General features: G+C 57.6%; 12 protein-coding genes and 1 tRNA gene. All 13 read left to right on the plus strand.

Going from position 1 to position 15590, the window contains the following annotated elements; all coding sequences use genetic code 11:
• Nucleotides 1-70 precede the first annotated feature (70 nt).
• Nucleotides 71-146: transfer RNA gene (locus ACF8K2_RS00005), tRNA-Trp, on the plus strand.
• Between the two features lie 44 nt (nt 147-190).
• Entirely contained in the window at nt 191-559 is a 369-nt protein-coding gene (gene secE, locus ACF8K2_RS00010; RefSeq protein ID WP_186557305.1) for a preprotein translocase subunit SecE, read from the plus strand.
• A 9-nt stretch (nt 560-568) separates the two neighbouring features.
• Nucleotides 569-1102 (plus strand): transcription termination/antitermination protein NusG, encoded by a 534-nt coding sequence (nusG, locus tag ACF8K2_RS00015; protein WP_186557306.1) that lies wholly within the window; start codon nt 569-571, stop codon nt 1100-1102.
• Between the two features lie 119 nt (nt 1103-1221).
• Nucleotides 1222-1653: a 50S ribosomal protein L11 gene (gene rplK, locus ACF8K2_RS00020; RefSeq protein ID WP_115085065.1), complete on the plus strand. Its 432-nt coding sequence runs from the start codon at nt 1222-1224 to the stop codon at nt 1651-1653.
• Nucleotides 1653-2348: a 50S ribosomal protein L1 gene (gene rplA / locus ACF8K2_RS00025; protein WP_186557307.1), complete on the plus strand. Its 696-nt coding sequence runs from the start codon at nt 1653-1655 to the stop codon at nt 2346-2348. The genes rplK and rplA overlap by 1 nt, the downstream gene beginning before the upstream one ends.
• A gap of 197 nt (nt 2349-2545) precedes the next feature.
• Nucleotides 2546-3046: a 50S ribosomal protein L10 gene (gene rplJ, locus ACF8K2_RS00030; RefSeq protein WP_186557308.1), complete on the plus strand. Its 501-nt coding sequence runs from the start codon at nt 2546-2548 to the stop codon at nt 3044-3046.
• 77 nt (nt 3047-3123) lie between these two features.
• On the plus strand, nt 3124-3489 hold the full coding sequence (gene rplL, locus ACF8K2_RS00035) for a 50S ribosomal protein L7/L12 (protein ID WP_007957596.1): 366 nt from the start codon (nt 3124-3126) through the stop codon (nt 3487-3489).
• A gap of 219 nt (nt 3490-3708) precedes the next feature.
• Nucleotides 3709-7782, plus strand: coding sequence for a DNA-directed RNA polymerase subunit beta (rpoB, locus tag ACF8K2_RS00040; protein ID WP_186557309.1), 4074 nt, complete (start codon nt 3709-3711; stop codon nt 7780-7782).
• 64 nt (nt 7783-7846) lie between these two features.
• Nucleotides 7847-12046: a DNA-directed RNA polymerase subunit beta' gene (gene rpoC / locus ACF8K2_RS00045; RefSeq protein ID WP_186557310.1), complete on the plus strand. Its 4200-nt coding sequence runs from the start codon at nt 7847-7849 to the stop codon at nt 12044-12046.
• 210 nt (nt 12047-12256) lie between these two features.
• A complete protein-coding gene (gene rpsL, locus ACF8K2_RS00050; protein ID WP_003257088.1) occupies nt 12257-12628 on the plus strand; it encodes a 30S ribosomal protein S12 in 372 nt (123 codons plus the stop codon).
• 106 nt (nt 12629-12734) lie between these two features.
• Nucleotides 12735-13205, plus strand: a complete 471-nt coding sequence (gene rpsG / locus ACF8K2_RS00055; RefSeq protein ID WP_008089143.1) for a 30S ribosomal protein S7 — start codon at nt 12735-12737, stop codon at nt 13203-13205.
• Nucleotides 13206-13235: 30 nt separating this feature from the next.
• Complete coding sequence (fusA, locus tag ACF8K2_RS00060) at nt 13236-15380, plus strand: elongation factor G (RefSeq protein ID WP_186557311.1); 2145 nt, start codon at nt 13236-13238, stop codon at nt 15378-15380.
• A 31-nt stretch (nt 15381-15411) separates the two neighbouring features.
• On the plus strand, nt 15412-15590 hold a 179-nt coding region (locus ACF8K2_RS00065; RefSeq protein WP_232244373.1), incomplete at its 3' end, for a GTP-binding protein.

Below are 15590 nucleotides of genomic sequence, written 5' to 3' on the forward strand. Positions count from 1 at the left end.
AAAATTATTGAATAAGTAGTTGATTTCATAAGACCAGGTCGGCATAATGGCCGGCCTGGTACAGTGTTAAAGGTCAGTAGCTCAATTGGCAGAGCGACGGTCTCCAAAACCGTAGGTTGGGGGTTCGATTCCCTCCTGACCTGCCATTCACCTCGGTGTGATTGGCTTTCTTCTCACAGGATCCTCCTCGATGACTCCCAAAACTGAAGCCCAAGATTCGCGTTTTGATCTTTTCAAGTGGCTCGCTGTTGTTGCTCTGGTAGTCGTTGGCGTCGTAGGTAATCAATACTACTCCGCTTCTCCGATTCTGTACCGCGTGCTCGCTCTCCTTGCTCTGGCTGCTGTTGCAGGCTTCGTTGCCCTGCAGACCGCGAAGGGTAAGTCGTTCTTTGCGCTGGCGAAGGAAGCTCGTACCGAGATCCGTAAAGTCGTGTGGCCGACCCGCCAAGAAACCATGCAAACCACGCTTATCGTTGTGGTTGTCGTGCTGGTTATGGCGTTGCTGCTGTGGGGTCTTGATTCCCTGCTCGGCTGGGCGGTCTCCTTGATTGTTGGCTAAGGGTGTCCCGTGGCTAAGCGTTGGTACGTTGTGCATGCTTACTCGGGTTACGAGAAGCATGTAATGCGCTCTTTGATCGAGCGCGTGAAGCTGGCTGGCATGGAAGATGAATTCGGCGAGATCCTGGTCCCGACCGAAGAAGTCGTAGAAATGCGCAATGGCCAGAAGCGCAAAAGCGAGCGTAAGTTCTTCCCTGGCTATGTATTGGTCCAGATGGATATGAACGAAGGGACTTGGCACCTTGTCAAGGATACCCCTCGCGTAATGGGCTTCATTGGTGGTACTGCAGACAAGCCTGCGCCTATCACCGATAAAGAAGCCGAGGCTATTCTGCGTCGCGTTGCCGATGGTAGCGACAAGCCGAAGCCAAAAACGCTCTTTGAGCCAGGTGAAGTGGTTCGTGTTGTTGACGGTCCCTTTGCTGATTTCAACGGTACCGTTGAAGAAGTTAACTACGAAAAGAGCCGGCTCCAAGTGGCGGTGCTCATTTTCGGTCGCTCTACTCCGGTAGAGCTCGAGTTCGGCCAGGTCGAGAAGGTCTAGGCGAACGACGCATCCCATACCCCGCAGCCCTATGTGCTGCGGGGTTTTGTCGTCACTGGGATAAAACGCAAGTAATCCGGGGAGCCATTTGGCGTTCGTACCCGATATTGGAGTAGCTCATGGCTAAGAAGATTCAGGCTTACATCAAGCTGCAAGTAAAGGCCGGCCAGGCCAACCCAAGCCCACCCGTTGGTCCAGCACTGGGTCAACACGGTGTGAACATCATGGAATTCTGCAAGGCCTTCAACGCCCGTACTCAGGGTCAAGAAGCCGGCCTGCCGACTCCTGTGATCATCACTGTCTACAGTGACCGTAGCTTCACCTTCGAAACCAAAAGCACCCCAGCTTCGGTTCTGCTGAAGAAAGCTGCTGGCCTGACCAGCGGTTCTGCACGTCCGAACACCGTTAAAGTCGGTACCGTGACCCGTGCTCAGCTGGAAGAGATCGCCAAGACCAAACAGGCTGATCTGACTGCCGCTGACATGGATGCAGCCGTGCGTACCATCGCCGGTTCTGCTCGCAGCATGGGCCTCAACGTGGAGGGTGTGTAATGGCTAAGCTGACCAAGCGCCAAAAGGCCATTGCTTCGAAACTCGAAGCTGGCAAAGTTTACAACTTCGAAGAAGCAGCAGCGCTGCTGGCCGAACTGTCCACCGTGAAGTTCAGCGAATCCTTCGACGTTGCCGTCAACCTCGGTGTTGACCCACGTAAATCCGACCAGGTCGTTCGTAGCGCTACTGTGCTGCCACACGGCACTGGCAAGACCGTACGTGTTGCCGTCTTCACCCAGGGCCCAGCTGCTGAGGCCGCTCTGGCTGCCGGCGCTGATCGCGTTGGTATGGACGACCTGGCTGCCGAGATGAAAGCTGGCGACCTGAACTACGACGTAGTCATCGCATCCCCGGATGCCATGCGCGTTGTTGGTCAGCTGGGTCAGGTTCTGGGTCCTCGCGGCCTGATGCCTAACCCGAAAGTCGGTACCGTGACTCCAGACGTAGCCACCGCGGTTAAAAACGCCAAGGCTGGTCAAGTTCGCTACCGTACCGACAAAAACGGTATCATCCACACCTCCGTTGGCAAGGTTGGCTTCGAAGCCGGCAAGCTGAAGGAAAACGTTGAAGCCCTGATCGCTGATCTGAAGCGTATCAAGCCAGCTTCCTCGAAAGGTATCTACGTCAAGCGCGTTACCCTGAGCACCACTATGGGCCCAGGTCTGGTCATCGACCAGAGCTCGCTGAGCGCGTAAGACCTTGCCGGCGCGTGAAAGCGCGCCGGCAACAAAATTGGGGTCCCTGCCTGGCGGGGGCTATCCAAGACCGTAGGCGGCGCAAGCCTTAAACAACCAGCCTACGCAGATGGTGCTCCCGGTTCCTTACCGAATCAGACACCAAAACGACATCCGGCTTCGGCCAGATGAAACGGTAACAAGCAGGAGTTTTACCCGTGGCAATTAAACTCGAAGACAAGAAGGCCATCGTCGCTGAAGTCAACGAGGCTGCCAAAGTCGCTCTGTCCGCTGTCGTGGCTGATGCCCGTGGTGTGACTGTAGGCGCAATGACCGGACTCCGTAAAGAGGCTCGTGAAGCTGGCGTATACGTACGTGTCGTACGTAACACCCTGCTCAAGCGCGCTGTTGCTGACACTGAATTCAGTGTCCTCAACGACGCCTTCACTGGCCCGACCCTGATCGCGTTCTCCAACGAACACCCGGGCGCTGCTGCTCGTCTGTTCAAGGAATTCGCCAAGGGTCAGGACAAGTTCGAGATCAAGGCAGCTGCGTTTGACGGCAAGTTCATTGCAGCGAACCAGATCGACGTGTTGGCTACCCTGCCGACCCGCGACGAAGCCATCGCAAGGCTGATGAGCGTCATCCAAGGCGCTACCAGCAAGCTGGCTCGTACCCTGGCAGCCATTCGCGACCAGAAAGAAGCTACCGCAGCCTAAGGCCGCGAAGCACTTTCAAAATCATACGTTTAATTTGATGGCTGCGTAGGCCTTCACCCCAATACAGGATTTAAGTCATGTCCCTGACTAACGAGCAAATCATCGAAGCAATCGGCCAGAAAACCGTTCTGGAAGTTGTTGAGCTGATCAAAGCAATGGAAGAAACCTTCGGCGTTACCGCTGCTGTTGCCGCTGCTGGCCCAGCTGCTGCTGCTGCCGTTGTTGAAGAGCAAACCGAGTTCAACGTTGTTCTGGTTGAAGCCGGCGAGAAGAAAGTCAACGTGATCAAGGCCGTTCGTGAACTGACCGGTCTGGGCCTGAAAGAAGCCAAAGAGAAAGTTGACGGCGCTCCTCAAGTCGTAGCTGAAGGCGTTTCGAAAGAAGCCGCTGAAGACGCTAAGAAGAAGCTGGAAGAAGCAGGCGCTAAAGTCGAGCTGAAGTAATTTCGACTTTGCGACTCCAGCCGGAGCGTTGAGCTTAGGCTGATGGCTGGTGGCTTATGCCACCGGCCTTTTTCCGTTATTGGTGGCCGATCAGGTCGGCCCCGATAACAAGCTGCAAGACACCCACGTGGGTGGCGCAAACCAAGGGGTTTGCACGATTTTCTGGCTGCTCCCGCCGGGAGAAGCCAAACAAGCAGGTGACCAAGCTGGGGAACGCTGATGGCTTACTCATACACTGAGAAAAAACGTATCCGCAAGGACTTTAGCAAGTTGCCGGACGTGATGGATGTGCCTTACCTCCTGGCCATCCAGCTGGATTCGTATCGCGAATTCCTGCAAGCGGGAGCATCCAAGGATCAGTTCCGCGACGTCGGCCTGCACGCGGCCTTCAAATCGGTCTTCCCGATCATCAGCTACTCCGGCAACGCTGCCCTGGAGTACGTTGGCTATCGTCTGGGCGAGCCGGCTTTCGACGTCAAGGAATGCGTCCTGCGCGGCGTGACCTTCGCCGTGCCGCTGCGGGTGAAAGTCCGTCTGATCATCTTCGACAAAGAGTCGTCGAACAAAGCGATCAAGGACATCAAAGAGCAAGAAGTCTACATGGGTGAAATCCCCCTGATGACTGAGAACGGTACCTTCGTTATCAACGGTACCGAGCGTGTGATCGTTTCCCAGCTGCACCGTTCGCCGGGTGTGTTCTTCGACCACGATCGTGGCAAGACCCACAGCTCCGGCAAGCTGCTGTATTCGGCTCGCATCATTCCTTACCGCGGCTCCTGGTTGGACTTCGAGTTCGATCCTAAGGACTGCGTATTCGTCCGTATCGACCGTCGCCGCAAACTGCCGGCCTCGGTACTGCTGCGCGCCCTGGGTTACAGCACTGAAGAAGTGCTGAACACCTTCTACACCACCAACGTGTTCCACGTTTCTGGTGAGAAGCTGAGCCTGGAGCTGGTGCCTCAGCGTCTGCGTGGCGAAGTTGCGGTCATGGACATCCATGACGAGACCGGCAAGGTCATCGTCGAGCAGGGTCGTCGTATCACCGCGCGCCACATCAATCAGCTCGAGAAGGCCGGCGTCAAGCAGCTGGACGTGCCGATGGAGTACGTGCTGGGCCGCACTACCGCCAAGGCGATCGTGCATCCGGCTACCGGCGAGATCCTGGCCGAGTGCAACACCGAGCTGACCACCGAGCTGCTGATCAAGGTCGCCAAGGCTCAGGTCGTTCGCATCGAAACCCTGTACACCAACGACATCGATTGCGGTCCTTTCATTTCGGATACCCTGAAGATCGACACCACCAGCAACCAACTGGAAGCGCTGGTCGAGATCTACCGCATGATGCGTCCAGGCGAGCCGCCAACCAAGGATGCCGCCGAAACCCTGTTCAACAACCTGTTCTTCAGTGCCGAGCGTTACGACCTGTCCGCCGTAGGCCGCATGAAGTTCAACCGTCGTATCGGTCGTACCGAGATCGAAGGTTCGGGCGTGCTGAGCAAGGAAGACATCGTTGACGTGCTGAAGACCCTGGTCGACATCCGTAACGGTAAAGGCATCGTCGATGACATCGACCACCTGGGTAACCGTCGCGTACGTTGCGTCGGCGAGATGGCCGAGAACCAGTTCCGCGTTGGCCTGGTGCGCGTTGAGCGTGCGGTCAAAGAGCGTCTGTCGATGGCCGAAAGCGAAGGCCTGATGCCGCAAGACCTGATCAACGCCAAGCCGGTAGCGGCGGCGGTGAAAGAGTTCTTCGGTTCCAGCCAGCTCTCGCAGTTCATGGACCAGAACAACCCGCTCTCCGAGATCACCCACAAGCGTCGTGTCTCCGCACTCGGCCCTGGCGGTCTGACCCGTGAGCGTGCAGGCTTTGAAGTCCGTGACGTACACCCGACCCATTACGGCCGTGTGTGCCCGATCGAGACCCCTGAAGGTCCGAACATCGGTCTGATCAACTCCCTGGCAGCCTATGCCCGCACCAACCAGTACGGCTTCCTGGAAAGCCCGTACCGCGTGGTGAAAGAGGGTGTGGTTTCCGACGACATCGTGTTCCTGTCGGCGATCGAAGAAGCTGATCACGTCATCGCTCAGGCTTCGGCCACGATGAACGAGAAGAAGCAACTGGTCGACGAGCTGGTAGCTGTTCGTCACTTGAACGAATTCACCGTCAAGGCGCCGGAAGACGTCACCCTGATGGACGTTTCGCCCAAGCAGGTTGTTTCCGTCGCTGCCTCGCTGATTCCGTTCCTCGAGCACGACGACGCCAACCGTGCATTGATGGGTTCGAACATGCAGCGTCAGGCTGTACCTACCCTGCGTGCCGACAAGCCGCTGGTTGGTACCGGCATGGAGCGCAACGTTGCCCGTGACTCCGGCGTCTGCGTCGTGGCGCGTCGTGGCGGCGTGATCGACTCCGTCGACGCCAGCCGTATCGTGGTACGTGTTGCCGATGACGAAGTAGAAACCGGTGAAGCCGGTGTCGACATCTACAACCTGACCAAATACACCCGTTCCAACCAGAACACTTGCATCAACCAGCGTCCGCTGGTCAGCAAGGGTGACGTGGTCAAGCGTAGCGACATCATGGCCGATGGTCCGTCCACCGACATGGGTGAGCTGGCACTGGGTCAGAACATGCGCATCGCGTTCATGGCCTGGAACGGTTTCAACTTCGAAGACTCCATCTGTCTGTCGGAGCGCGTCGTTCAGGAAGACCGTTTCACCACGATCCACATCCAGGAACTGACCTGTGTGGCCCGTGACACCAAGCTTGGCCCAGAGGAAATCACCGCAGACATCCCGAACGTGGGTGAAGCTGCGCTGAACAAGCTGGACGAAGCCGGTATCGTCTACGTAGGTGCTGAAGTCGGCGCTGGGGACATTCTGGTGGGCAAGGTCACTCCGAAAGGCGAGACCCAGCTGACTCCAGAAGAGAAGCTGCTGCGCGCGATCTTCGGTGAGAAAGCCAGCGACGTTAAAGACACTTCCCTGCGCGTGCCAACCGGCACCAAAGGTACTGTCATTGACGTTCAGGTCTTCACCCGTGACGGCGTCGAGCGCGACAGCCGCGCCCTGGCCATCGAGAAGATGCAGCTGGACGAGATCCGCAAGGACCTCAACGAAGAGTTCCGCATCGTCGAAGGCGCGACCTTCGAGCGTCTGCGTTCCGCCCTGAACGGCCAAGTGGTCGACGGTGGTGCGGGCCTGAAGAAAGGCACCGTGATCAGCGACGAAGTGCTGGACGGTCTGGAGCACGGCCAGTGGTTCAAACTGCGCATGGCCGAAGACGCGCTGAACGAACAGCTGGAAAAGGCTCAAGCCTACATCGTCGATCGCCGTCGTCTGCTGGACGACAAGTTCGAAGACAAGAAGCGCAAGCTGCAGCAGGGCGATGACCTGGCACCGGGCGTACTGAAGATCGTCAAGGTCTACCTGGCTATCCGCCGCCGCATTCAGCCGGGCGACAAGATGGCCGGCCGTCACGGTAACAAAGGTGTGGTCTCGGTGATCATGCCGGTCGAAGACATGCCGCACGACGCCAACGGTACTCCGGTCGACGTCGTACTGAACCCGCTGGGCGTACCTTCGCGTATGAACGTTGGTCAGATCCTTGAAACCCACCTGGGCCTCGCGGCCAAAGGTCTGGGCGAGAAGATCGACCGGATGATCGAAGAGCAGCGCAAAGCCGCTGAGCTGCGTGGCTTCCTGACCGAGATCTACAACGAGATCGGCGGTCGCCAGGAAAGCCTGGAAGAGTTCACCGACGCAGAGATCCTCGCTCTGGCGCACAACCTGAAGAAGGGCGTGCCGATGGCTACCCCGGTCTTCGACGGTGCCAAGGAAAGCGAGATCAAGGCCATGCTGAAACTGGCAGACATGCCAGAAAGCGGCCAGATGGTGCTGTTCGACGGCCGTACCGGCAACAAGTTCGAGCGTCCTGTGACCGTTGGTTACATGTACATGCTCAAGCTGAACCACTTGGTGGACGACAAGATGCACGCGCGTTCCACTGGTTCCTATAGCCTGGTTACCCAGCAGCCGCTGGGTGGTAAGGCGCAGTTCGGTGGTCAGCGTTTCGGGGAGATGGAGGTGTGGGCGCTGGAAGCATACGGCGCGGCATACACCCTGCAAGAAATGCTCACAGTGAAGTCGGACGACGTGAACGGCCGTACCAAGATGTACAAAAACATCGTGGATGGCGATCACCGTATGGAGCCGGGCATGCCCGAGTCCTTCAACGTGTTGATCAAAGAGATCCGTTCGCTCGGTATCGATATCGATCTGGAAACCGAATAACACGTGACGCGAAGGGGGGCGGGGCTGTAATAGCCCGCTCCCTGCTCCGCCAGGAGGAAAGGCCTTGAAAGACCTACTGAATTTGCTGAAAAACCAGGGTCAAGTCGAAGAGTTCGACGCCATCCGTATCGGTCTGGCGTCACCTGAGATGATCCGTTCGTGGTCGTTCGGTGAAGTTAAAAAGCCGGAAACCATCAACTACCGTACGTTCAAGCCTGAGCGTGACGGCCTGTTCTGCGCCAAGATCTTTGGCCCAGTCAAGGACTACGAGTGCCTGTGCGGTAAGTACAAGCGCCTGAAGCACCGTGGTGTGATCTGCGAGAAGTGCGGCGTTGAAGTCGCGCTGGCCAAGGTTCGTCGTGAGCGCATGGCGCACATCGAACTGGCTTCGCCGGTCGCCCACATCTGGTTCCTGAAGTCGCTGCCGTCCCGTATCGGCTTGCTGATGGACATGACCCTGCGTGATATCGAACGCGTTCTCTACTTCGAGAGCTACGTCGTTATCGATCCAGGCATGACCACCCTCGAGAAGGGTCAGCTGCTCAACGACGAGCAGTACTTCGAAGCGCTGGAAGAGTTCGGTGACGACTTCGACGCCCGCATGGGTGCCGAGGCTGTCCGTGAGCTGCTGCACGCTATCGACCTGGAGCACGAGATCGGTCGCCTGCGTGAAGAGATTCCGCAGACCAACTCGGAAACCAAGATCAAGAAGCTGTCCAAGCGCCTGAAGCTGATGGAAGCTTTCCAGGGCTCGGGCAACCTGCCTGAGTGGATGGTCCTGACCGTTCTGCCAGTACTGCCGCCGGACCTGCGTCCGCTGGTGCCGCTGGATGGCGGCCGCTTCGCGACCTCCGACCTAAACGACCTGTATCGTCGGGTGATAAACCGTAACAACCGTCTCAAGCGCCTGCTCGATCTGTCGGCGCCGGACATCATCGTGCGCAACGAAAAGCGCATGCTGCAGGAAGCGGTCGACGCCCTGCTCGACAACGGCCGTCGCGGTCGCGCCATCACTGGCTCGAACAAGCGTCCGCTGAAGTCCCTGGCTGACATGATCAAAGGTAAGCAAGGTCGTTTCCGTCAGAACTTGCTCGGTAAGCGCGTGGACTACTCCGGTCGTTCGGTAATTACCGTGGGCCCGACCCTGCGTCTGCACCAGTGCGGTCTGCCGAAGAAGATGGCCCTCGAGCTGTTCAAGCCGTTCATTTTCGGCAAGCTGGAAATGCGTGGTCTGGCGACCACCATCAAGGCTGCCAAGAAGATGGTCGAGCGCGAGTTGCCAGAGGTGTGGGACGTTCTCGCCGAAGTGATTCGCGAACACCCCGTACTGCTCAACCGTGCACCGACCCTTCACCGTCTGGGTATCCAGGCCTTTGAACCGGTACTGATCGAAGGTAAGGCTATCCAGCTGCACCCTCTGGTCTGTGCTGCGTACAACGCCGACTTCGACGGTGACCAAATGGCCGTTCACGTGCCGCTGACGCTGGAAGCCCAGCTCGAAGCGCGCGCGCTGATGATGTCGACCAACAACATCCTGTCGCCAGCCAACGGTGAGCCAATCATCGTTCCGTCGCAGGACGTTGTACTGGGTCTGTACTACATGACCCGTGAAGCCATCAACGCCAAGGGCGAAGGTCGCGTATTCGCTGACCTGCAGGAAGTCGACCGGGTATTCCGCGCCGGCGAAGCTGCCCTGCACGCCAAGATCAAGGTTCGTATCAACGAAACCGTGAACGATCGTGATGGCGGCAGCGTCAAGAACACCCGTATCGTCGACACCACTGTCGGCCGTGCGCTGCTGTTCCAGGTTGTACCACCAGGTCTGTCGTACGACGTGGTCAACCAGCCGATGAAGAAGAAGGCGATCTCCAAGCTGATCAACCAGTGCTACCGCGTGGTTGGTCTTAAAGAAACCGTGATCTTCGCTGACCAGCTGATGTACACCGGCTTTGCCTACTCGACCATTTCCGGCGTTTCGATCGGTGTTAACGACTTCGTTATCCCGGACGAGAAAGCCCGCATCATCGGTGCTGCCACCGACGAAGTGAAGGAAATCGAGAGCCAGTACGCCTCCGGCCTGGTAACCCAGGGCGAGAAGTACAACAAGGTCATCGACTTGTGGTCCAAAGCGAACGACGAAGTATCCAAGGCGATGATGGCCAACCTCTCGAAAGAGAAAGTCATCGACCGCAATGGCGACGAAGTCGACCAAGAGTCCTTCAACTCGATGTACATGATGGCTGACTCCGGTGCCCGGGGTTCGGCAGCTCAGATTCGTCAGTTGGCCGGTATGCGTGGCCTGATGGCCAAGCCGGACGGCTCGATCATCGAGACGCCGATCACCGCGAACTTCCGTGAAGGTCTGAGCGTACTTCAGTACTTCATCTCGACTCACGGTGCTCGTAAGGGTCTGGCGGATACCGCACTGAAGACCGCGAACTCGGGTTACCTGACTCGTCGTCTGGTCGACGTTGCGCAAGATCTGGTAGTGACCGAGATCGACTGCGGCACCGATCATGGCCTGCTGATGACTCCGCACATTGAAGGCGGCGACGTGGTCGAGCCGCTGGGTGAGCGCGTACTGGGTCGAGTGATCGCCCGTGACGTATTCAAGCCTGGCACCGAAGACGTCATCGTTCCGGCCGGTACCCTGGTCGACGAGAAGTGGGTTGAGTTCATCGAGCTGAACAGCATCGACGAAGTTATCGTGCGTTCGCCGATCAGCTGCGAAACTCGCTTCGGCATCTGCGCCAAGTGCTACGGTCGTGACCTGGCTCGAGGTCACCAGGTGAACATCGGTGAAGCGGTCGGCGTTATCGCTGCCCAGTCCATCGGTGAGCCGGGTACCCAGCTGACCATGCGTACGTTCCACATCGGTGGTGCTGCAAGCCGGACCTCGGCTGCCGACAGCGTCCAGGTGAAGAACGGCGGTATGGTGCGTCTGCATAACCTGAAGCAGGTTGAGCGTGCTGATGGCAACCTGGTTGCTGTATCGCGTTCCGGCGAATTGGCCATTGCCGACGAATTCGGTCGTGAGCGTGAGCGCTACAAGCTGCCTTACGGTGCGGTGATTTCGGTCAAGGAAGGTGACAAGGTCGAAGCTGGCGCAATCGTCGCCAAGTGGGACCCGCACACCCACCCGATCGTTACCGAGCTGAAAGGTACCGTGACCTTCGTGGGCATGGAAGAAAACATCACCATCAAGCGTCAGACAGACGAGTTGACTGGTTTGACCAACATTGAAGTCCTGGACGTCAAGGATCGCCCTGCCGCTGGCAAGGAAATCCGTCCGGCAATCAAGATGGTCGACGCCAATGGCAAGGATCTGATGCTGCCAGGTACCGACGTACCTGCTCAGTACTTCCTGCCAGCCAACGCCTTGGTAGGTGTGGCCGACGGTGCACAGATCGGTGTTGGTGACGTTATCGCGCGTATCCCGCAAGAAACGTCGAAGACCCGTGACATCACCGGTGGTCTGCCGCGCGTTGCCGACCTGTTCGAGGCCCGTCGTCCGAAGGAAGCTTCGATTCTGGCGGAAGTTAGCGGCACCATCGCATTCGGTAAAGAGACCAAAGGCAAGCGCCGTCTGGTCATTACCCCGACCGATGGCAGCGATCCGTACGAAGAGCTGATTCCGAAGTGGCGCCACCTGAACGTCTTCGAAGGCGAACAGGTAAACCGCGGCGAAGTTATCTCCGACGGTCCAAGCGATCCGCACGACATCCTGCGTCTGCTGGGTGTCAGCGCGCTGGCCAAGTACATCGTCAACGAGATCCAGGACGTTTACCGCCTGCAAGGCGTTAAGATCAACGATAAGCACATCGAGACCATCCTGCGTCAGATGCTGCGTAAAGTTGAGATCGCCGAATCGGGTGACTCCAGCTTCATCAAGGGCGACCAGATGGAACTGACTCAGGTGCTGGTCGAGAACGAGCGTCTCGCTGCCGAAGACAAGTTCGTCTCGAAGTTCACCCGCGTGCTGCTGGGTATCACCAAGGCGTCGTTGTCGACCGAATCGTTCATCTCGGCGGCTTCCTTCCAGGAAACCACTCGAGTCCTGACCGAGGCGGCGGTAACCGGCAAGCGCGACTACCTGCGCGGCCTGAAAGAGAACGTGGTCGTGGGTCGTCTGATCCCGGCTGGTACTGGTCTGGCCTACCACAGCGAGCGTAAGCGTCGCCGTGATGCCGACAAGCCGCTGCGCGTAAGTGCCAGTGAGGTGGAAGCCGCACTGACCGAAGCGCTGAATTCCAGCGGTAACTAAGTACAGGGTGGGGCCCCGGCCCCTCTCCGTGGTGACCGGTGACATGCAATGTTACCGATCACCGGGCGGGGAGGGCCGGGGCCTCGTCTTGACTGGGTGCAAGAACCTCTTTAGACTTTTGTACCCTTAAATTTGGTGAGGCTCCGTCTCGCCAATTTTTGGCTTTCTTGCAAGACAATAGCGTCGCAAGACAATCAGTGGAGCTAGTAGATGGCAACTATCAACCAGCTGGTACGTCAGCCGCGTAAGCGTACCGTCGAGAAATCCGACGTACCTGCGCTGCAGAACTGCCCGCAACGTCGTGGCGTGTGCACCCGTGTGTACACCACCACGCCGAAAAAACCTAACTCGGCACTGCGTAAAGTATGCCGTGTGCGTCTGACCAACGGTTTCGAGGTTTCCTCGTACATCGGCGGTGAAGGCCACAACCTGCAAGAGCACAGCGTCGTCCTGATTCGTGGCGGCCGTGTAAAAGACTTGCCAGGTGTTCGTTACCACACCGTTCGCGGCTCTCTGGATACTTCCGGCGTTAAAGGCCGTAACCAGGGTCGTTCGAAGTACGGTACCAAGCGTCCGAAGTAATCGGCCGTTTGCAGACAATCAATTTTTTCAGTCGATAAGAGTAAGGTCGGGCAGGGGTCGAAGACCCACGTCCCGGGCTAACCTGAAGACCGTTTGAGGGCTTATCATGCCAAGACGTCGTGTAGCAGCAAAACGTGAGATTCTGGACGATCCAAAATACGGATCCCAGATCCTCGCCAAGTTCATGAACCACGTGATGGAAAGCGGCAAGAAGGCCGTTGCCGAGCGTATCGTTTACGGTGCGCTGGACAAGGTCAAAGAACGCAAGAACAGCGATCCCCTGGAAATCTTCGAGAAAGCTCTCGACGCCATCGCTCCGCTGGTCGAAGTAAAGTCCCGCCGTGTTGGCGGTGCCACTTACCAGGTCCCGGTCGAAGTTCGCCCATCCCGTCGTAACGCGCTGGCAATGCGCTGGCTTGTAGACTACGCCCGCAAGCGCGGCGAGAAGTCCATGGCCCTGCGTTTGGCTGGTGAGCTGCTGGATGCTGCTGAAGGCAAAGGTGCTGCAGTCAAGAAGCGTGAAGACGTGCACCGTATGGCTGAAGCCAACAAGGCATTCTCGCACTACCGCTTCTAATTCAAGCATCAATCTATTTGCGAGGGCTTTATGGCTCGTACTACAGCAATCAACCGCTACCGTAACATTGGTATTTGCGCGCACGTTGACGCGGGCAAAACTACCACTACCGAGCGGATCCTGTTCTACACAGGTCTGAGCCACAAAATGGGCGAGGTGCATGACGGCGCCGCGACCACCGACTGGATGGTGCAGGAGCAGGAGCGGGGTATTACCATTACCTCCGCTGCCGTTACCACCTTCTGGAAAGGTTCTGTTGGTCAGTATGACAACTACCGTGTAAACGTTATCGATACCCCCGGCCACGTTGACTTCACCATTGAAGTTGAGCGTTCGCTGCGCGTACTCGACGGCGCGGTCGTTGTGTTCTGCGGCACCTCCGGGGTTGAGCCTCAGTCTGAAACCGTATGGCGTCAGGCCAACAAGTACGGCGTTCCACGTGTTGTCTACGTGAACAAGATGGACCGTGCCGGTGCAAACTTCCTGCGCGTTGTAGGTCAGATCAAGAACCGTCTGGGTCACACCCCGGTTCCTGTTCAGCTGGCCATCGGTTCGGAAGATAACTTCCAGGGTCAGGTTGACCTGATCAAAATGAAGGCTATCTACTGGAACGACGACGACAAAGGCACCACTTATCGCGAGGAAGAAATTCCTGCCGATATGCTGGAGCTGGCTGAAGAGTGGCGCGCCAACATGGTTGAGGCTGCTGCCGAGTCCAGCGAAGAGCTGATGAACAAGTACCTGGAAGGCGAAGAGCTGACCGTCGAAGAGATCAAAGCCGGTCTGCGCGCGCGCACCCTGGCCAGCGAAATCGTACCGGCTGTCTGCGGTTCGTCGTTCAAGAACAAGGGTGTTCCCCTGGTTCTCGATGCCGTCATCGACTACCTGCCTGCTCCGACCGAGATCCCTGCAATCCAGGGTATCAACCCGGACGACAAGGAGCTGGACAAAGAAGATCCGGCTGTTCGTAAAGACGTGCGTCACGCCGACGACGACGAGCCGTTCTCGGCTCTGGCGTTCAAGATCGCGACTGACCCGTTCGTAGGTACTCTGACCTTCGTTCGCGTCTACTCGGGCGTTCTGACCTCCGGTGACTCCGTCATCAACTCGGTCAAAGGCAAGAAAGAGCGCGTTGGTCGTATGGTGCAGATGCACGCCAACCAGCGTGAAGAAATCAAGGAAGTGCGCGCTGGCGACATCGCTGCACTGATCGGTATGAAAGACGTGACCACAGGCGAAACCCTGTGCAACGCCGACAAGCCAATCATCCTTGAGCGTATGGACTTCCCTGAGCCGGTTATTTCGCTCTCCGTAGAGCCGAAAACCAAGGCTGACCAGGAGAAGATGGGTATCGCACTGGGCAAGCTGGCCCAGGAAGACCCGTCGTTCCGCGTCAAGACCGACGAAGAGACTGGCCAGACCATCATCTCGGGTATGGGTGAGCTGCACCTGGACATCCTCGTTGACCGCATGAAGCGCGAGTTCAACGTCGAGGCCAACATCGGCAAGCCGCAGGTTTCGTACCGCGAGAAGATCACCAAGTCCAACGTCGAGATCGAAGGCAAGTTCGTTCGTCAGTCGGGCGGTCGTGGTCAGTTCGGTCACTGCTGGATCCGTTTCTCGGAGCCGGACGTGGACGAGAAGGGCAACATCACCGAAGGTCTGGTGTTCTCCAACGAAGTCGTTGGTGGTGTGATTCCTAAGGAATTCATCGCCCCGATCCAGAAGGGTATCGAAGAGCAGATGAAGAACGGCGTTGTTGCCGGCTATCCTCTGATCGGCCTCAAGGCCGCGGTATTCGATGGTTCGTATCACGACGTCGACTCCAACGAAATGGCTTTCAAAATCGCCGCTTCGATGGCGACCAAGCAGCTGGCCACCAAGGGCGGCGGCGTGGTTCTCGAGCCGATCATGAAGGTTGAAGTTGTAACCCCGGAAGACTACCTGGGTGACGTGATGGGTGACCTGAACCGTCGTCGTGGTCTGGTCCAGGGTATGGATGAGTCGGTCTCTGGCCGTGTCGTCCGCGCTGAAGTACCGCTCGGGGAAATGTTCGGTTACGCGACCGACGTTCGTTCCATGTCTCAGGGTCGCGCGAGCTACTCCATGGAATTCTCCAAATACTCCGAAGCTCCGTCGAACATCGTCGAAGCTCTCGTTAAAAAACAAGGCTGATTCAGCCCCTTTAGGCTAGGAGTTCACTGTCGTGGCTAAAGAAAAATTTGATCGTTCCCTTCCGCACGTTAACGTTGGCACCATCGGCCACGTTGACCACGGTAAAACCACTCTGACCGCAGCTCTGACTCGCGTCTGCTCCGAAGTTTTCGGTTCGGCAGTCGTTGAGTTCGACAAGATCGACTCGGCTCCGGAAGAGAAAGCGCGCGG

Origin of the sequence: Pseudomonas sp. xss_2 (assembly GCF_043104195.1) — a bacterium.
GTDB classification, from domain to species: domain Bacteria; phylum Pseudomonadota; class Gammaproteobacteria; order Pseudomonadales; family Pseudomonadaceae; genus Aquipseudomonas; species Aquipseudomonas urmiensis.